Annotated in this window: 17 protein-coding genes; 5 read left to right on the top strand and 12 right to left on the bottom strand. The window is 64.2% G+C overall.

From position 1 onward, the window contains the following. Positions 1–53: 53 nt before the first annotated feature. Positions 54–872, bottom strand: coding sequence for a lytic murein transglycosylase (locus tag ABID58_RS19395; RefSeq protein ID WP_354033946.1), 819 nt, complete (start codon positions 870–872; stop codon positions 54–56). 141 nt (positions 873–1,013) lie between these two features. Further along, complete coding sequence (locus ABID58_RS19390; RefSeq protein WP_354033945.1) at positions 1,014–2,906, bottom strand: flavin-containing monooxygenase; 1,893 nt, start codon at positions 2,904–2,906, stop codon at positions 1,014–1,016. 225 nt (positions 2,907–3,131) lie between these two features. On the opposite strand from ABID58_RS19390, the gene ABID58_RS19385 reads away from it, so the two are divergent. Continuing rightward, positions 3,132–4,757, top strand: coding sequence for a long-chain fatty acid--CoA ligase (locus ABID58_RS19385; RefSeq protein WP_354033943.1), 1,626 nt, complete (start codon positions 3,132–3,134; stop codon positions 4,755–4,757). Between the two features lie 93 nt (positions 4,758–4,850). After that, positions 4,851–5,969, top strand: coding sequence for a glycoside hydrolase family 172 protein (locus ABID58_RS19380; protein ID WP_354033940.1), 1,119 nt, complete (start codon positions 4,851–4,853; stop codon positions 5,967–5,969). 29 nt (positions 5,970–5,998) lie between these two features. Here ABID58_RS19380 and ABID58_RS19375 read toward each other — a convergent pair whose 3' ends face one another. From ABID58_RS19375 to ABID58_RS19365, 3 genes are read right to left on the bottom strand one after another with little or no spacing between them, the layout of a single operon-like run. After that, a complete protein-coding gene (locus ABID58_RS19375; protein ID WP_148749383.1) occupies positions 5,999–6,865 on the bottom strand; it encodes an efflux RND transporter periplasmic adaptor subunit in 867 nt (288 codons plus the stop codon). Beyond that, on the bottom strand, positions 6,862–7,068 hold the full coding sequence (locus ABID58_RS19370; protein ID WP_148749382.1) for a DUF1656 domain-containing protein: 207 nt from the start codon (positions 7,066–7,068) through the stop codon (positions 6,862–6,864). The genes ABID58_RS19375 and ABID58_RS19370 overlap by 4 nt, the downstream gene beginning before the upstream one ends. Then, positions 7,065–9,116 carry an FUSC family protein gene (locus tag ABID58_RS19365; RefSeq protein WP_354033938.1) on the bottom strand — a complete coding sequence of 684 codons (2,052 nt, stop codon included), beginning with the start codon at positions 9,114–9,116 and terminating at the stop codon, positions 7,065–7,067. Before ABID58_RS19365 ends, ABID58_RS19370 begins: the two co-directional genes overlap by 4 nt. 236 nt (positions 9,117–9,352) lie before the next feature. Here ABID58_RS19365 and ABID58_RS19360 point away from each other — a divergent pair, with 236 nt between their 5' ends. From ABID58_RS19360 to ABID58_RS19350, 3 genes are all read left to right on the top strand, one after another. Beyond that, complete coding sequence (locus ABID58_RS19360) at positions 9,353–10,594, top strand: amidohydrolase family protein (RefSeq protein ID WP_354033936.1); 1,242 nt, start codon at positions 9,353–9,355, stop codon at positions 10,592–10,594. A 40-nt stretch (positions 10,595–10,634) separates the two neighbouring features. Further along, positions 10,635–11,840 (top strand): amidohydrolase family protein, encoded by a 1,206-nt coding sequence (locus tag ABID58_RS19355; RefSeq protein WP_354033934.1) that lies wholly within the window; start codon positions 10,635–10,637, stop codon positions 11,838–11,840. A gap of 152 nt (positions 11,841–11,992) precedes the next feature. Then, positions 11,993–12,310 carry a hypothetical protein gene (locus ABID58_RS19350; RefSeq protein WP_354033932.1) on the top strand — a complete coding sequence of 106 codons (318 nt, stop codon included), beginning with the start codon at positions 11,993–11,995 and terminating at the stop codon, positions 12,308–12,310. A gap of 16 nt (positions 12,311–12,326) precedes the next feature. On the opposite strand, the gene ABID58_RS19345 is transcribed toward ABID58_RS19350, so the two are convergent. The 7 genes from ABID58_RS19345 to ABID58_RS19315 form a co-directional block, all read right to left on the bottom strand. Continuing rightward, entirely contained in the window at positions 12,327–13,244 is a 918-nt protein-coding gene (locus tag ABID58_RS19345; RefSeq protein ID WP_354034084.1) for a DUF1932 domain-containing protein, read from the bottom strand. Beyond that, on the bottom strand, positions 13,241–14,110 hold the full coding sequence (locus ABID58_RS19340) for a substrate-binding domain-containing protein (protein WP_354033931.1): 870 nt from the start codon (positions 14,108–14,110) through the stop codon (positions 13,241–13,243). Before ABID58_RS19340 ends, ABID58_RS19345 begins: the two co-directional genes overlap by 4 nt. Positions 14,111–14,137: 27 nt before the next feature. After that, positions 14,138–14,821 (bottom strand): 4-carboxy-4-hydroxy-2-oxoadipate aldolase/oxaloacetate decarboxylase, encoded by a 684-nt coding sequence (locus ABID58_RS19335; protein ID WP_148749375.1) that lies wholly within the window; start codon positions 14,819–14,821, stop codon positions 14,138–14,140. After that, positions 14,818–15,531 carry a PIG-L deacetylase family protein gene (locus ABID58_RS19330; RefSeq protein ID WP_354033929.1) on the bottom strand — a complete coding sequence of 238 codons (714 nt, stop codon included), beginning with the start codon at positions 15,529–15,531 and terminating at the stop codon, positions 14,818–14,820. The genes ABID58_RS19335 and ABID58_RS19330 overlap by 4 nt, the downstream gene beginning before the upstream one ends. 66 nt (positions 15,532–15,597) lie before the next feature. Beyond that, positions 15,598–16,899 carry a C4-dicarboxylate transporter DctA gene (gene dctA / locus ABID58_RS19325; RefSeq protein WP_354033927.1) on the bottom strand — a complete coding sequence of 434 codons (1,302 nt, stop codon included), beginning with the start codon at positions 16,897–16,899 and terminating at the stop codon, positions 15,598–15,600. Next, positions 16,896–17,780, bottom strand: a complete 885-nt coding sequence (locus ABID58_RS19320) for an amidohydrolase family protein (protein ID WP_354033925.1) — start codon at positions 17,778–17,780, stop codon at positions 16,896–16,898. The genes dctA and ABID58_RS19320 overlap by 4 nt, the downstream gene beginning before the upstream one ends. Next, positions 17,780–18,751 carry an amidohydrolase family protein gene (locus ABID58_RS19315; protein WP_354033923.1) on the bottom strand — a complete coding sequence of 324 codons (972 nt, stop codon included), beginning with the start codon at positions 18,749–18,751 and terminating at the stop codon, positions 17,780–17,782. Before ABID58_RS19315 ends, ABID58_RS19320 begins: the two co-directional genes overlap by 1 nt. Between the last annotated feature and the right edge of the window lie 34 nt (positions 18,752–18,785).

The raw sequence follows: 18,785 nt of genomic DNA, 5'->3' as shown, positions 1-18,785 counted from the left end.
TTCCCGAAAGCAACAACTTTCTCTGACAAGCAGGTCACGCCTTGCGGAGCGCCTCAGCGCGCCGCCGCCGCGCCGCCGCCCCCGTCGATCTGCCGGCCCATCAGCGCGATGGCCTTCTGGTAGACCCCTGCCGCATTCCACGCCTGGATCGCGGCGAAATTCGGCTCGCCTGGCTGGTAACCGGCTCCCGCACGCCAGCCATTGGCTTTGAGGAAGTTCGCAGTCGAGCTCAGCGCGTTGGCAGCAACGTCGAGATTGCCGGTACCATAGGCCAGGATGTTCTTGGGCATGAACTGGGTCTGGCCGACCTCGCCATGCATGGAGCCGCGGGTTGCCCCCGACAGCATGCCACGGTCGACCAGCTTCAGCGCCGCATAGAGCTGCTCGGTAAAGAATTCGGGACGGCGGCAGTCATAGGCGAGTGTCGCTATCGACGAGAGCATGTTCTGGTTGCCGCGCTGGCTGCCGAACCCGGTCTCCATGCCCCAGATCGCGATCAACGGCCCCGGAGGCACGCCGTAGCGCTGCTCGATCGAGGCGAACATCGCCGCCTGCGACTGCTTTAGCGACCGGCCGCGTGCCACGATGGTGGTGGCGCCGCGCTTGGCCAGAAACTGTTCGAGCGACAGCGAAAAGCTGTGCTGGCTGCGATCGGCGCCAATGGTTGCGCTGGCATAATTGGTCTGCATCAGCGCCGAGATCGCAGTCTGGCCGATGCCCTTACCCTGCGCCTCCGCGCTGAACTCGCGCTTCCAGGCCTCGAAACCGCCGGGCCCGTTGCCGCATTGCGCGGCGTGGGCAGCGGAGAAAAGGGACAGCAGCAGCGCGGCCGCGCCGATCATCGCCGTCGCAACGGTCCTGCCCTTGGTCATTCCGCGTTCCCTTCTCTCGATTTTGCTCTCGATTTTGCGCGACCGGCTCGCGCGCGGGCATGATCCTACGTCAGCGGCGCGTGCTCAAGCCCCCGACTGATGCAATCAATGCAAGCATTGCGCTTGACATGGATCAAACGCTTAGCGGCCGCCATCGGTCCCGAGCAGGAAATCCACCATGATGCCTTGGTGCCCGTCGGTCTCCGCGTCCGCTCCATAGGTCAATTCCAATCCATCCAGGCTGCCCTCCTTCCGCCATTTGGCGAGCAACCGCAGGAACGCCATCGGCCCGCGCCAATACTGGCTGTTGCGCGCCCCGATCGGATCGAACACGCCTTCGTTGTTGTAGTAGCCGGGCGTGCATTCGGCGAGGTAGGTCTGGCGGCCGACCGCAGCCTTCACGACTTCGTCGACCCAGGCATTCTCGGCCGCAAGCGCCGGCTCCAATGTCCGTGCACCGCGCTTGCGCGCCTGATCGATGACATAGGCGATGTGCTGCGATTGCTCGTCGATGATGTGCGGAAAGTTGGCGCTCTGGCCGGCCTGCACCGTCACGATCAGGAAGCAGTTCGGGAAGCCGCGGCTGTAGAAGCCGTGCATCGTCTTGACGCCATCGCGCCAGCGCTCGGACAGGCTGACGCCGTCGCGGCCATAGACCTCAAAACCCATGCGGCGCGCATAGTCGGTGCCGACCTCAAAGCCGCTGGCATAGATCAGACAGTCGAGCTCGTAGGCCTTGCCGTCGGCAACGACCGCATTTTCGGTGATGCGCTCGACGCCCCTGCCCCCGGTATCGACGAGATGCACGTTAGGACGATTGAACGTGTCGAGATACTCGTCGTGAAAGCACGGCCGCTTGCAGAACGCCTTGTACCAGGGCTTGAGCGCCGCTGCGGTCGCGTCGTCCTTGACCACGGCGTCGACGCGGGCCCGGATCTCCTCCATCTTGCGATAGTCGGCCTGCTCGATCACTTTCAGCGCTTCTTCCATCGAGGCGACCTTATGCGGCTGACGACGCGGCGCCAGCAAGATCTCGCCGAGCAGGCCGGTCCAGCCGTCCTGCACCAGATCCTGCTCGAACGGCTCACCCGAAATCACAGCGGTGAAATTGTCCATCCGATCGCGCTGCCAGCCGGGCTTCAAGCTTTCCGCCCAGGCATGATCCGTCGGCCGGTCGTCGCGCACGCCGATCGCCGATGGCGTGCGCTGGAAGACGTAGAGCTCTTTCGCCGAGCGGCCGAGATGCGGCACGCATTGGACGGCGGTCGCACCGGTGCCGATGATGCCGACGCGCTTGTCGGCAAGACCGTCGAGACCTCCCTCGGCGCTGCCGCCAGTGTAGGAATAGTCCCACCGGCTGGTATGGAAGCTGTGGCCTTTGAAGCTTTCGATGCCGGGAATGCCCGGCAGCTTCGGCCGGCTCAACGGACCTCCGGCCAGGATCACAAAGCGTGCGCGGATGCGATCGCCGCGATCGGTCTCGACCAGCCAGCGTCCCTCGCGCTCCTGCCACGCCATGCGTGAGATGACGGTCTGGAACAGCGCGCGTTCGTAGAGGCCGAAGTGACGGCCGATGCGGCGCGAGTGTTCGTAGATCTCCGGCGCACGCGCATATTTGCGCACCGGCATGTAGCCGGTCTCTTCCAGCAGCGGCAGATAGATGTAGCTCTCGGTGTCGCAGGCCGCGCCGGGATAGCGATTCCAGTACCAGGTGCCACCGAAATCGGCGGCCTTTTCCACGATGCGGAAATCAGTGATGCCGGCCGCGCGCAGACGCGCACCACACAGCAAGCCGCCGAAGCCGCCGCCGACGATGACGACCTCGGTTTCTTCGCTGACGGGCTCGCGGGCAAATCCGGCATCGGCCCAGGGATCGTCGAGATAGCGGGCAAAGCCTGCGGCCATCTCGACATACTGCGCCTTGCCTTCGGAGCGAAGACGCAGGTCGCGCTCGTCACGATAGCGCGCACGCAGGGCCTGAATGTCGATGGTAGGTGTGCCGGCTGCGCCGGTCTTGTGTCTTTCCGCTGACATCGATCTCCTCCACGGCGGGCGCAGCTTCGGCCTGCAGTGCCCACCAGTTAGCCCTGAAAAAGTGACGCGTGCAATCACATCCGCCATTTTTCGCCTGTACGCCGCGTGGCGTTCCGCTACCCTTGAACGCAAGCGCGAATGCGTCATGCAACGACATGCTTTTAGAAGCGTCATGATTCTAGAAACGTCATGATTTTAGAAACGACATGGCTTTCGGAGGGGACAATGCAGGGATTGATGATGGACATGCCGCTGCTGATCAGTGGCCTGATCCAGTATGCTGCCGATTATCACGGCGAGGCGGAGATCGTCGCGCGCGAGATCGAAGGCGACATCCATCGCTACACCTATGCGCAGGCGCATCCGCGCATCAAGCGCATGGCACTGGCGCTCGAGCGGCTCGGCATGAGGCAAGGCGATCGTGTCGGGACACTGGCCTGGAATACGCATCGTCATTTCGAGATGTTCTACGCGGCGCCCGGCATGGGCTATGTGCTGCACACCGTCAATCCGCGACTGTTCCCCGAACAGCTGGTCTACATCATCAACCACGCCGAAGACCGCATCCTCTTCGTCGACCGCGCCACGCTGCCGATCGTCGAGGCGATCGCACCGCAGCTGAAGACGGTTGAAGCCTACGTGATCATGTCCTCGCGCGAACGCATGCCGGAGACGAATCTTGCGAACATGCATTGCTATGAGGAACTCCTGGACAAGGAGAGCGACGCCGGTTTCGCCTGGCCAGAGTTCGACGAGAAATCCGCCTCCACCATCTGCTACACGTCGGGCACGACGGGGAATCCCAAAGGCGTCATCTATTCGCACCGCGCCGCGGTCCTCCAGACCATGACGTGCTGCAACTTCGACTTCATTCCCGGGCATCTCGAAGGCGTGCGCGAGGTGATGATGCCGATGGCGCCGCTGTTTCACGGCAACGGCTGGAACATGCCGTTCACCGCGCCCTATACCGGCTCGAAGCTGGTGCTGCCCGGCCGCAATTACGAGCCCGACAAGCTCTATGAGCTGCTGGAGGGCGAGAAGGTGACGCTGTCGGCCGGCGTGCCGAGCTTCTGGCTGATCCTGCTCGACTGGCTCGGCCGCACCGGCAACACATTCACGACCCTGCGCGCGACGCTGTCATCGGGCTCGGCGCCGCCCCGCGCCATGGTCGAGAAACTCAAGCGCGACTACCACGTCGATTACGTTCAGGCCTGGGGCATGACGGAAGCGCTGGGCTGCTCGATGCCGGGATTGAGGCCGGGCTCGGAGCATCTCAGCGAAGCGGAAAAATTCGATCGCCGCCAGGTCTCGGGCCGCGCCTGTTTCGGCACGACCTTGCGTATCGTCGACGACGGCGGCAGCGAGCTGCCTCGTGACGGCAAGACTGTCGGCCATCTGCGCGCCCGCGGCCCCTGGGTCGCCTCCGGCTACATGAAGCTCGACGAAGGCCTCGATCGCGACGGCTGGCTGATCACCGGCGACATGGCCGTGATCGACCAACACGGCCATGTGACGCTCACCGATCGCTCCAAGGACGTGATCAAGTCGGGCGGCGAATGGATCTCCTCGATCCAGCTCGAGGACATCGCCCTGTCCCATCCCGACGTGCTGCAGGCCGCCGTGGTCGCCATTGCACACGAAAAATGGCAGGAGCGCCCCCTGCTCCTGGTCGTCCGCAAGAAGGGCGCGACCGTCGACGGCAAGACCCTGCTCGACCACATGCGTCCCAAGATCGCGAGCTGGTGGATGCCGGATGCGGTCGAGTTCCTCGATGAATTCCCGATGACCGGCACCGGCAAGGTGCTCAAATCGGCGCTACGCGAGAAGTTCAGGGCGTACCGTGTCGGGTAGGTTTGGCCCCTCTCATTGCGCGATCATCTTCATCTTTTGGTAGATTCGGGGGCGATATATCCGTGGCATCGCGAACCCCTCATCGAGGATATTATGGCGTTTTCCGGATTGGGCCTGCATCTCGGCAATCTGTCCCTCCTATCGAATGCGCAGACGCGTTCGATCAGCCCCGAGAACTTCACCGGTGAGAAGGGCAAGGGCGGCATGTCCGTCGACGGGCCTGCGGCGTCGCAGGCCCGCGATCTAGGGCAAGGCTGGAAGGTCTCGCCCTATGTCGTGATCGAGCCCGGCGCGACATTCACGCTCGCAAACATCGAAGGCCAGGGCGCGATCCAGCAGATCTGGATGACGTTGGCGCGCGGACGTCTGCGTCATTCGATCCTGCGGGTCTACTGGGATGGTCAGGAGCAGCCGAGCGTCGAATGCCCGGCCGGCGATTTCTTCGCCTGCGGATGGGAGGAGTTTGCGCAGGTGTCGTCGCTCGCCGTCTGCGTCAATCCCGGGCGTGGGTTCAACTGCTACTGGGAAATGCCGTTCCGCAAGCGCGCGCGCTTCACGATGGAGAACCGCAGCGAGGAAGCGCTGACGGTCTACTACCAGATCAACTTTGCGCTGACCGACGTGCCCGAGGACTGCGCTTATTTCCATGCGCAATTCCGCCGCACCAATCCGCTGCCCTACAAGGACGTTTACACCATCCTCGATGGCGTCAGCGGGCGCGGCCAGTATGTCGGCACCTACATGGCCTGGGGCGTCAACAACAACGGCTGGTGGGGCGAAGGCGAGATCAAGTTCTTCATCGACGGCGACGGCGAATTCCCTACCATCTGCGGCACCGGCACCGAGGATTATTTCTGCGGCGCGTATAATTTCGATCCCTACGTGGCGCATTCCGGCCGCGGCCTCGTGCAGCAATCGCGCTATCAGGAATTCACCACGCCCTATGCCGGCCTGCCGCAGGTGATCCGCCCCGACGGCATCTACAAATCGCAGCAGCGCTTCGGCATGTACCGCTGGCACATCCCCGATCCCGTTCGCTTCCAAAGCGACCTTCGCGTCACCATCCAGGCGCTGGGCTGGCGTACGGGCCTCAAGGAGACAAAATATCTCCCGCTGCAGGACGACATCGCGTCCGTAGCGTTCTGGTACCAGACGCTGCCGGCCGCGCCGTTCCCTGAACTGGCCGGCCCGGAATATCTCGAGATCGACTAGCCCAACACCTGAGGAGGTCCAGCATGCGCTTAGTTCAACACTTCCACCGTCGCTGATCGCCCGGCGACCAGCGACATCCCGTCGGGCACTGGATCGAGCCTGATGCGCACGGGAACGCGCTGGGCGAGCCGCACCCAGCTGAAGGTCGGGTTGACGTTGGCGAGCAGGCTTGCACCTTCGGCGCGGTCGCGGTCCTCGATGCCGGCGGCGATGCTCTCGACATGGCCTGATAGTGTGACCTTCTCACCCATCAGGCGGACCTGCGCTCTGTCGCCGGTGCGGATGCGCGCGAGCTTTGTCTCTTCGAAATAGCCCTCCACATGCAGCGTATCGCTGTCGACCAGCGCCATCACGCCCTTGCCGGCCGTGACGTAAGCGCCGGGCCGCAGATCCATGTTGGTGATCACGCCGTTGACGGAAGCCCGGACCTCGCTGCGATCGAGATTGAGCTGGGCGACCGCGCGGTCGGCAACCGCCGCATCGAAGGCCGCCTTGGCCTGCAGCTGGGTCGCAAGCACCTGCTCCTGCTTCTGTTGCGAGACGGCATCGGTTGTCAGCGTGCTGTAGCGCTTCAGATCGGCATTGGCCTGATCCAGCGTGGCCTGATGCCCGGCGACCGACGCATCGGCCTGCCGCAGCGCCAGCGCGAACCGTTCGCGGTCGATCTTGAACAGCACGTCGCCACGATGGACCTTCTGGTTGTCCTTGACCAGAACCTCGGTGACGAAGCCGGAGACATCCGGTGCGACCTGCACGACGTCGGCCCGCACACGGCCGTCACGCGTCCACGGCGACTCCATATAATAGACCCACAGTTCGCGGCCCACGCCGAGCGCCGCCACGACCACGAAGACGGTGACCGCGAGCCGGGCAATCCAGGCGAAATTCCCCTTCATGAGAGATACTCCGAGAGATAGACGACGCCGCCGAGAAGGCAGACGAAAATCGCGAAATCGAACAGTGCGCGGTGCCAGACCAGCCGGTAGAGGTCGAAGCGCTGCATCAGCCGGCGCAGAAGCGCGCTCAGCACATAGGCGACGATGATCCAGAGCAAGAGCGCCGGCACGAGCACGCCGTAGATGTCGATCACATATCTCATGCCGCCACACTCGCATCCGCGCGCGGCCGATAGGCCGGTGCGTCCGGGAACAGGCCGCGCCTGATACCGACAAGGCCGATCAGCGCATCTTCGCGCGCGCTGTCATTGGGATCCTTCACCGCCTGGGCCAAAGCCAGATCGACACTGGTCAGGAGCTCGCGCGGCATTCCCCCGCCCGCATAGCTGCGGCAGGCAATGGCGAGCTGGTCGAGCATGTCGTCGATAACGGAGATGGTCGATGCCGCAAGCCCGTAGCGCGCACGGCGCAGATCGATGATATTGATGCCGATGCGGAGCTGCACGAGACTGTCAGCGTCGCGCCGGTCGCTCTCCGACAGGAAGGCGATGCGCTGCACCAGAAGCCCGAGCCGGTGCAGCATGAGGCCCGCGAACTCCGCGCGGTCGCGTTTGCCACGCCGTTCGGCGGCAACCGCGATCGTGATCCAGCTCGACAGCACCAGGCGATTGGCGATCCACTCCGCGCCCACGCCGCGCGCGATCCGCGTCACCAGCTCGGCGATCAGGACGCCGACGAAGAACGCGACGGCGGAATTGGCGTAGGAGGCGAAATCCGCGATATAGGTCGATTGCAGCGCAAGCAGCGTCGCGGTGTTGGCCGCGAGCGCCATGCCGGTGCCCGCCGTTGCCGGCCGCGCGATCAGGAAGCCATAGAGCAGGAAGGTCGGCGCCAGCGCGACGACCAGCACCTCGATATGGGAGATCGCGGGCACCAGCGCGAACAGATAGATCGCAACGACCACGATGGCGACCAGCGACCACAGGCCGAAGCTGCGGATGAAGCGCGCCGGCTCGTCCTGGGCTGCGAAGAACGAGCAGGCCACCGCCGCCATCATTGGCGCCGAGGCGCCATCGGGCCAGCCCGTGCCGATCCAGAACGCGCAGCAGATCAGGATCGCCACGGCCGCACCGGCCGCCGACCACAGCGCGAGCCCGCGATCCCTGTGGCGCACGGGCGCGGCGCCGGCTTCGGAGTGGAAGGCCAGATCGAGGGTCGAGACGTTCCGGTTCCCGGCGATCGCCTTGGTCAGCTCGCGGCAGTCGCGGGAGAGATCGACGAGGTCGCGCAGTCGTGACAGCAGGCTCGTGATAATGATCCGCTCCCAGGACGCGCTGTCGTCGAGCACCGCCTGCCGCTCCGCGATCATAGCGCGGATCCGCTCGGCCGGTTGCCGCGCGCTCACGTCGCTGACGATCCATTGCGCGATATCCTCCAGCAACCGCTTCAGCTCCGGCTGGCAGCGCATGGCCTCCTCCCCTAACGCAGCCAGCCGGTCCTCCAGTGAGGCGATCACAGGCAGCAGCATCAGCATGCGCAGCCGGATTTCGCCGAGGCCGGTCACCGCATTGCGATCGGTCAGCCGGTCATAGGCGAGGTGGGCGGAGAGGGTGTCGATTTCGACGATATCGGTCGCGAGCTTGAGGCGCTTGCCGCGGCGGGTTTCGCTGGTGCCCTCACGCAGCAGCACGACCTGACTGAGGCGGCGCGCATCCAGGAGCCAGCTGTCGACACGGCCGGCGACCGCCGGCGCGACGCTGCGGGGAAACACGATGGTCGAGACCAGGCTGGCGCAGATGATGCCGAGCGAGATTTCCTCGAGCCTTGCCACCGCGGTGTCGAAAATCGCGCCGGGCTCGGACACCGAGGGAAAGCCGATCAGCGCGACGGTATACCCCGCCAGCATGAAGACGTAGCTGCGCGGCGTGCCGTCGAGCAGCGAGAGATACAGGCACAGCCCGACCCAGAGCGCGATGGCGAGGCACAACAGTTCGGGCGCATTGATGAGGTTCGGCACCAGCACCACCGTCATGGTCGCGCCCACCAGCGTGCCCATCACGCGGAAGAAGGCCTTTGAGCTGGTCGCGCCTGCGAGCGGCTGCGAGGTGATGTAGACGGTCGCCATCGCCCAATACGGCCGCGGCAGATCCATGGCGAGCGCAATGACCAGCGCCAGCATCGACGCGACAAACGTCTTCAAAGCGAAAATAAGGTCCGCGTGGCGGACCAGGAACGGCTCATCTGCCCGCATGGCTATTTCGCCTCTTGGTCGCGACCGGCCGCTGCGGGTTGCGCATCCATGCCAATCGAACGGTTGATAGCCCAGGCGCGGGCCTTCCGCCAGACCGGCCTGCGTCGATCAGCCATCACAGCTCTCGATGTGCGCCGGGGGGTCCGGGAACGCATATATTTTCGTCATGTCCTCCGCTACATTGCTGCCCACCGCAGCTCGCCGACCGCTATAAGTTCTCCAGCAAGATTCCCCTGATGACCGTCCAGACCGCCCTCGACCTGATCTTCCGCAACGCCCTGTTGCGATCATCCCCTACGCCCGTCGATATCGGCGTGAAGAGCGGACGAATCGCCGCGATCGAACCAAAACTGGCCTGCGAGGCGGCGGAGGTCGATCTCGGCGGACGGCTGGCTCTGCCTGGCTTCGTCGACACCCACATCCATCTCGACAAGGCCTGCCTGCTCGAGCGTTGCGGGCACATCCACGGGACGCTCGGTGATGCCATCCGTGCCGTCTCGGCGATGAAGCGAGATTTTGGCGTCGACGACGTCTATGCCCGCGGCGCAAAAGTGATCGAGCGCGCCATCGTCCACGGCACGACGCGGATGCGCACCCATGTCGAGGTTGACCCGCGCATCGGCTTGCGCAGCTTCGAGGCGGTCAAGGCCCTCAAGCGCGATTATGCCTGGGCGATCGATCTTGCGCTCTGCGTCTTTCCGCAGGAGGGTCTGACCAACGATCCCGGAGCCGAGGAGCTGCTGGTCCGGGCCTTGCGCGACGGCGCCGAGGCGATCGGCGGCTGCCCCTATACGGACACCGACCCAAACGCGCATCTCGCGCGCATCTTCGACCTCGCCCAGCAATTCGACCTCGACGTTGATCTCCATCTCGACTTCGATCTTGATCCCTCCTGGTCGCATCTCGACGAGGTCTGCCGGCAGACCGAACAGCGCAACTACGGCGGTCGCGTCGCGATCGGGCATGCCACAAAACTCTCGGCCTTGCCGCCGGACCGGCTGAGAACGGCCATCGCGCAATTGGCGAAGGCCGGCGTCGCCGTCACCGTGCTACCCGCGACCGATCTCTACCTGATGGGACGCGAGGCCACCCACAACGCGCCGCGCGGACTGACGCTTGCGCACAAGCTCGCCGGCGACGGCATCGTCTGCTCGGTCGCGACCAACAACGTGCTCAATCCCTTCACGCCGTTCGGCGATGCCTCGCTGCTGCGAATGGCGAACTTTTACGCCAACGTCGCTCACGCCGCCGTCGGCGACTTCGACATCTGCCTCGATCTCGTCACCGAACTGCCGGCGCGGTTGATGAACCTCACAGACTACGGGATCGCGGTCGGCAAGCCCGCCGATCTCGTCGTGCTCGACACGCAGGACAGCCGCTTCGCCATCGCCGAGCTGCCGGATGTCTTGATGGGGTTCAAGAGCGGGCGGCAGACCTTTGAGCGGAAGCGAGCGACGCTGCTTAAGCCGCAAGACTGAACCGCTCGCGCAACGACAAATCGAGCAACGGAGCAACCGGATGGCCTTCGACAAGATCTTCCTCAACGCCCGTTTCGACGGCGGGGCTCGCCATCACATCGCGGTCAAGGACGGGCGTATCGCCGCGATCATGCCGGCTGACACGCCCACCGGCGGTGCCGAGACGATCGACCTCGGCAACGCCCTCGTCGTTCCCGGCTTCGTCGAAGGCCACATCCATCTCGACACCAGCTTCTATGGCGACGCCTGGCGTCCGCATAAGCCATGCACTGATGGATTCAACGTGCACGAGCGCGTGGCCTTCCAGGCCGAGAACATGGCCGTGTCAGCGCCAATGGACGTGCGGGCGCGCAACCAGCTCGACCTCTGCATCGGCCACGGCAGCACGCAGATGCGCAGCCACGTCATGGTCGACGGCTCGGTCGGCCTGAAGTCGCTGGAGACGATCTTGCGCGTTCGCGAGGACTATCGCGGCCTGATCGACATCCAGCTCGTCGCCTTTCCCCAGAGCGGCATTTTGGCAAGCCTGGGCACGCCGCAATTGCTCCACGAAGCCATCGGCCTCGGCGCGAACCTCGTCGGTGGGCTCGATCCCGCGAGCTTCGATCGCGATGTCGAGAAGCATCTGGATGTGGTGTTTGGCGTCGCCAACAAGCACGGCATCGACGTTGACATTCACCTGCACGATATGGGCACGCTGGGCGCGTTCGAGATCGAGCAGATCGCAGCGCGCACGCGTGCGCTCGGCATGGAAGGTCATGTCGCCATCAGCCACGCTTACGCGCTCGGCGATATTTCCGCAGATCAGCTCAAGACAGTCGCCGACACCCTCGCCCGCTCCGGCGTCGCGATCATGACGAATGCACCGGGCGCCCGCGCCTTCCCGCCTATCCTGGCGCTGCGCAAAGCCGGCGTAACCGTGTTCAGCGGCAACGACAACATCCGCGATTCCTGGTGGCCCTATGGCGACGGCGACATGCTGCGCCGGGCGACGACGCTCGGCTATCGCTCGGGCTTCAACATCGACGAGGAATTGCGTGTCGCGTTCGATGTTGTCACCGAAGCCGGCGCGAAAGCGCTGCGGCTCGACGGCTACGGCCTGCGCGTCGGCGCCAAAGCCGATTTCGTCACGCTGAATGCGGAACATGTTCCGGAGGCTGTGGTGGCGGTGCCGCAGGGTCGCTCCGTGTACAAGGAGGGCAAACTTGTTGCGTCGAACGGTAAAATAGTCGGAAAACGCAGCTAATCCCCCGATCGTTTCCATCCGATTTTACCGCCGATCTGGGCGGTGGCTGAGTCCGGTAGAATCCCGGTCCGTAGCCCCCACGCGTTGCGAGAAGGGTCCGGTCGTCTTACTAAGACCTTGCACTGACCATCTGCGTTTACTGAAGTTTGGATATGTTCAGCGCATTCAGCAGCATTGATTACCAGTCCCTTCGGGCCAGCACGCCCGCCGAAACCGCCGTCAAGCGGCTCAATGGCATTGGTGAGGTCCTGTCGGGCCTCGACATCTCGGCGATCCAAACGCGGGACGACACGGCTCGCGCGCTGCGGACGCTCGACACCGCCGACAAGTGCATTCGCATGATCCTGACCGAATTCAGGACCGAGCGCACCAAGGACGTCGTCGGCGAAGCCACGCGCCTGATCGACTTGATCGAGGCCGCCCGCGACGAGATCTCGGGCTATCGCGACTGCGGCAGTATCCCGAGCTAAGCGGGTGCGTTCGGCTCTAACGCTTGATCTTCGCGAGAATGCGATCCGCCTCGGTGCGCCAATCCGCGCTACGCGCAAATTCCTTCGTTCCCTTCGTGCCGAACAGGCCCTCGTCGACGAGATCGGCCACCCAGGCCTGGCGTTCGGCCGTACCCTGCGCCGACCACGGCGTCAGCCCCGCCTCGCGCACGGTCTCTGCGACCTCGCGCACCTCTTCGGCACGGCGGCGGCCGTGCTCGATTACGCGCTGGAAGAAATAAGCGCCCTGCTTTTCCCAATCGATCGCGGGAAAGGTTTCCGTCAGCGAAGCCAGCACCGCGTCCTCGACGCCATAGGCCCGCGCGGTCGTAAAACTCTCGATGACCATGGCCTCGAGGCCTTTGATCATGATGCTGCGGCACATCTTCACGGCTGAAGATACACCGAGCTTGTCGCTCGCGACCTTCGCCGCAAAGCCGATCGTATTCAGCAGCGGCTCGAGCTCCTTCGCGCCGGGACCGCCCAGCAGCAGCGGCACCTTGATCCGATAAGGCGGCACCGAGGTCATCACGGCACCCTCGACATAGCGGCCCGCGGCGCCATCGATCAGCGCCGCCGCACGCTGCTTGGCGCCCGGCGAGGCCGAGTTGAAATCGAGGAACCAGGTGCCCTGGTTGATCGCACCCGCGCAGGCTTTTGCCACTGGCACCGCCTGGCTCGCGGTGACGGCGGAGATGATGAAATCGGATTTCGCCGTCAGCTCGGTGTGAGAGGCGGCGAGCGCCACGCCGAATTTCGTCGCGTGCTCTTTCAGCGATGCGCCCTGCTCGTCTCCGAGCTTGATGTCATAGGCGGCGACCCTGATGTCCTGTTGGCGCAAATCCTCAGCAAGAATCCTGCCGACCTCGCCGTAGCCAACCAGCCCGATCTGCCATCGCCTCGGATCCGACATCAGTTCAACCCTCGTGTCGTCGCGTCGAAGAGCTCCTCGACTGCATAGCGGCGCGTGATCAGCCCCTGCTGGAATGCGTAGTCGACGATCAGCTGCAACGGTTTTCTGTTCGCCTCGATCCCGAACGGAACGAAGTCGGGCGTCGCTGGCGATCCTACCTGCGCCTTGTTCCGCTTGAGCAGATCATAGACGCCCGCGACCACGTCAGGGCGCGATTTCGCGAGGCTCTCGGTCACGACCACGAGATGATTGACCGGCACGACGCCGCGACGCGCATACCATCTCGCGGCCTCCGCAGCCGGATCGGGGAATAGCGGCTTCAGCTTGGGGTCGTTCGACGTCTCGCCGAGAACGGCGTCGACCCCGCCGTCAAGCAGCATCTCCAGAGCCTTTTTGTCCTTCGGCGCCCGCTCGGTGGTGTCGACATATTCGGCGACATGCGGATCCTCGAAGGTCACCCAGCGGATCCTGTCGAGATTGACGCCATAGTCGTTGGCGAGGATGCCCCTGATCCAGGCTCCAGTCGTCGTCGTGAAGGAGCGGATACCGACGCGCTTGCCTTCGAGATCGGATGGCCCCAGCATCCCACGCGCGGGATTGTACAGCGCATAGGAATGCTGGAAGCGGCCCATCATGGTCGCGGGCAGCGGCACCAGCGGCTTGCCGTGCGCTTTCGCCATCAGATAGGTGACGATCGCCATCTCGCAGACGTCAAATGCCTGCTCGCGTACCATCGGCTTGAAAGCCGTGTTGGTCGGCGTGTACTCGATGAAATCGAGGTCGAACAGCTCGGAGCGGAGCTCGCCGCTCTTCACCGCCTGGACATGGGGGTGACTGCCGAGCACAGCCTTCAGCTTGAGACGGTCCATCGGTGCGCTCCGCTTCTTTTATCCCGCTTAGACGTCCTCTGGATTGTCGACGTAGACGAGCCCGGCCTTCGCCAGCGCCTCGCGCATGCTGTACATGTCGAGGCCCAGCTCGCCCGAGGCAAGGCGCTTGCGCTTGCCGCCCTCGTCGGCATTGCGCTTCTTCGCCTTCTCTGCGACCTCGGTGGCATAGCGCTTCGGCACCACCACGACGCCGTCGTCATCGGCGACGACGACGTCGCCGGGATCAACGTTGACGCCGGCGCAGACCACGGGGACGTTGACCGAGCCGAGCGTGGCCTTGACCGTGCCCTTGGCCGAGACCGCGCGCGACCATACCGGAAAACTCATCTCATGCAGCGCTTTGACGTCGCGGCAGCCGGCATCGATGATCAATCCCTGCACACCGCGTGCCTGAAGCGAAGTCGCCAGCAGCTCGCCGAACATCCCGTCGGTATTGTCGGTGGTGCAGCCGACGACGAGGATGTCGCCCTTCCTGCACTGCTCGACGGCGACATGGATCATCCAGTTGTCGCCTGGCTGCGCCAGCACGGTGACGGCGGGACCGGCGATCGACGCGCCCGCCCAGACCGGCCGCAAGTACGGTTTCATCAGGCCGATGCGACCATAGGCCTCGTGCACGGTCGAGACGCCATATTCCGCCATGCCAGCGGGATCGGCACGCTTGATGTTGCGAACGACGACCGGCTTCATGCCAGCACCTCCGCAACCGTCGGGAACAGGCGCTGATAAGACTCGCCATAGGTCATGGGAATGCCGGTGTTGCGGCTACCCTGGATGCCGCGGTTGAGCGCGACGCGCTCGTAATACCCCCACAGATGCTTTTGCGCGGCGAGGATCTGGAACGCCTCGTACTTTTCCTTCCAGACCTCGTCGATCTTCAGAAGCAGGTCCGGCTTGTAATTGCACTGCTCGGGCTGGTGCGGCTCGAACAGGAACACCGGCGGCGCCGAATATTGGTACTGCGCGCCCGGCTTGTGACCCATGGCCTGCGCGACCACACGGGTCTCCTGCGCGAAGTGCGCCGCGTTCGGATGGTCGAAATTGTAGGGGTCTTCCAGCGCGTGCGTCAGCACGAAGCTCGGATTGAGCTCGCGGTAGATGTCGACCATGCGGTCGAAATGCGCCTCGGTCAGCTTCAGCGGATAGTCGCCGCAATCGAAGAACTCGATCTCCGCGCCGAGCAGCTTTGCCGCCCGCTCCGCCTCGTCCTTGCGGCCCGCCTTGACCGATTCCAGCGTCGCGCCCTTTTCCTTCCAGGCGAACTGGCTCTCGCCGCGCTCGCCGAAGGACATGCAGACGATCTTCATGCGATAGCCCTTCTTCGCATGCAGCGCGATGGCGCCACCGGCGCGCCAGACGAAATCGCCGGGATGGGCGGTGATCACGAGACCTGTTTTCATGGGACTACTCCCCTCTTTCGTTCGTCAACATCATAGGCTGGTTGCGTCATCCCGGCAGCAATTTCATCAGGCCGCGGCAGCCGCAGGTTCCTCGCCGTCGAGCACGCGCTTCAGGCGCTCGCGATCGAGTGCCCCTTCCCATTTGGCAATCGCGATGGTCGCCACCGCGTTCCCGATCAGATTGGTCGGCGTCAGCCCTTGCGACATCAGGCGATGGATGCCGAGCACCAGCGCGACGCTCGTCACCGGGATGGAGCCGGTGGCGGACAGCGTCGCCGCCAGCACGACAAAGGCCGCGCCCGCGATGCCCGCCGCGCCCTTGGAGGTCACGAGCAGGATCAGCAGCAGCTCGATCTGCTCGGCGAGCCCCAACGGGGTGTTGGTCGCCTGCGCCAGGAACACGGAAGCGGCGGCAAGGTAGAGACAAGTGCCGTCGAGATTGAATGAATAACCGGTTGGGATCACGAGCCCAACCACGCTCTTCTCGCAGCCGGCTTTCTCCAGCTTGGTCAGCATCCGCGGCAGCACCGTCTCGGACGACGTCGTGGCGATGCAAATCAATAGCTCTTCCCAGATGTAGCGGATCAGCTTCAGCAGCGAGAAGCCACAGAGCCGCGCCACCGGGCCGAGCGCCACGATGATGAAGATCACGCAGGTGAGATAGAACCCGCCCAGCAGCTTGCCGAGCGAGGCCAGCGAGCCGACGCCGAACTTGCCGACGGTAAAGGCGATCGCGCCAAACGCGCCGATTGGAGCTGCCCACATCACGAAGCCGACCACGGCAAACACCATCCTGGCGGAGATGTCGATCAAATTGACCAGGGGTGCGGCGCGCTCGCCGAGCTGCACCAGCGCGAAGCCGCACAGCACCGAAATGAACAGGACCTGGAGGATGTTTCCCTCAGCAAAGGCGCCGATGAACGTCGCAGGCACGATATTCATCAGGAACGGCACGAAGCCGATCACGGCGGTCTGCTTGACGTAAGGCTCGACCGCGCTGGCATTGATGCTGGCGGGATCGATGTTCATGCCGGCGCCGGGCTTGAGCACATTCACCGCGATGAGACCGATGATCAGCGCGATCGTGGTCATGACCTCGAAATAGATGATGGCCTTCACCGCCACCCGCCCGACCCGCGCCATGTCGGCCATATGCGCGATGCCATGGACGACGGTGCAGAAGATGATCGGCGCAATCAGCATCCGGATCGCCTTGATGAAGGCGTCCCCGAGCGGCTGCATCTTCGCGCCCGCCTCGGGACTGACGATCCCAAGCGCGATGCCGGCCGCCATGGCAATGAGCACCTGGATCCAGAGCTCCTTCCACCAGGCACGGGCGCGCGGCTTGTCGACCGCCATCGCCGTCATTCGTCGAATCCAAACAGCCGCGCGGGATTATCGACCAGGATCTTCTGCTGAAGCTCCGGCTCCGGCGCGAATAGCGGGATCAGATCGACGAGGTCGCCATCATTCGGCATCACCTTGACGTTGGGATGTGGCCAGTCCGTGCCCCAGATGATGCGGTCGGGCGCCGTCTCGACGATCTTGCGCGCGAACGGCACGGCATCGGTGAATGGCGGGCCGGCGGAGGACACCCGTTCCGAGCCGCAGATCTTGACCCAGCACTTTTCGTCACGCTGCATCAGCTCGATCAAGATCTTGAACGGAAGCTGGTCGAGCCCCTCGGAGGCCTTCACCCGCCCCATATGGTCAATGGTGTAGCTCAGCGGCAGCCTTGTCAGCATGTCCGCATATTCGGGCAGGTCGATCGCATCGAAATGCAGATCGACGTGCCAGCCGAGCGCCGCGACCATCGCGATGATGCGGTTGAACACACTCTTGTCAGGGACGCCGCCGAGATGGCGGACGAAATTGAAACGGCAGCCACGAAAGCCGCCCTCGTGCAGAGTGCGAAGCCCGCGCTCGGTGATGATGTCGTCGATATTGGCGACCGCGCGATAGGCGCCGTTACTCTGCGCGATGGCGTCGAGCGCCACCGTGTTGTCGATGCCATGCACGCTGGCGTTGACGATGACCGCGCGCTCCACACCGAGCTTGGCGTGCAGGACCTTGAAGTCCTCGAGCGGAGCATCCGGCGGCGTGTAGGAACGATCCGGCGCATAAGGATATTTCGCGCCGGGCCCGAAGATGTGGCAATGCGCATCGCAGGACAGCTTTGGCAGCCTGAACTTCGGCGTGCGCGTGTTTGGATCGGGCGGCGGAATGGTCGGCGTGTACATCATATTCATCAGCTGAACTTGAACAGGCGGGCGGGATTGTCGACCAGCAACTTCTGCTGGATCGCCTTGCCGGGCGCGTAGAGCGGGATCAAATCGACAAGATCGCCGTCATTCGGCATCACCTTGACGTTGGGGTGCGGCCAGTCGGTGCCCCAGATGACGCGCCCGGGCGCGTTGTCGATCAGCGCCTTCGCGAACGGCACCGCGTCGTGGAACGGCTTGCCGGCGGCGGAGGCCCGCTCGAGGCCGGTGATCTTGACCCAGCACTTCTCGTCCCTCTTCTGGAGGTCGAGCAGCGCAGTGAAGCCGGGATCGTCGAGACCTTTCGCGGCCTGGACCGTGCCCATGTGATCGATCACGTAAGGCGTCGGCAGCGCGGTCAGGATCGGCGCGAATTCGGCGATCGTGCCGGGCTCGAAATAGACGTCGATGTGCCAGCCGAGCTCGGCGACCCGATGCACGATGCGCTGGAACTTGGTCATGTCGCCGACGCCACCGAGGCGCTTGAGGAAGGCGAAGCGGCAGCCGCAGATGCCGCCCTTGTCGAGCGCCGCCAGCTCCTTCCCGGTCATCTCGTCGCTGACATTGGCGATGCCCTTGTAGGCGCCCTCGCTCTGCGCGATCGCATCGGTGACGACGCGATTGTCGGTGCCGTGGACCGTGGCATTGACGATCACGCAGCGCTCGACGCCGATCTTCTCGTGCACACTGCGGAACATCTCCAGCGGCGCGTCGGCGGTGTTGTAGGGACGCTTCTCCGAGAAGGGATAACGGGACGCCGGCCCGAAGATGTGGGTGTGGCTGTCGCAGGATTTCGGTGGCAGCTTGAACGACGGCGTCTTGGGATTTGGATCCGGCGGATCGATCGTCGGGATCGGCTTGGATTCGGCTTTGGGCTCGGCCCCTTGCGCACGCGCTTGGCTCGCGAGCGCGGCGCCGGCCAGTCCGGTCAAGAGATGCAAGCACTCCCGCCTGTTCATTTCCTCAAACACCCCATCACATGTCCGCTTGCAA

Origin of the sequence: Bradyrhizobium sp. S3.2.6 (assembly GCF_040546885.1) — a bacterium.
GTDB classification, from domain to species: domain Bacteria; phylum Pseudomonadota; class Alphaproteobacteria; order Rhizobiales; family Xanthobacteraceae; genus Bradyrhizobium; species Bradyrhizobium cytisi.
This window is presented reverse-complemented; position numbering and strand designations above follow the sequence as displayed.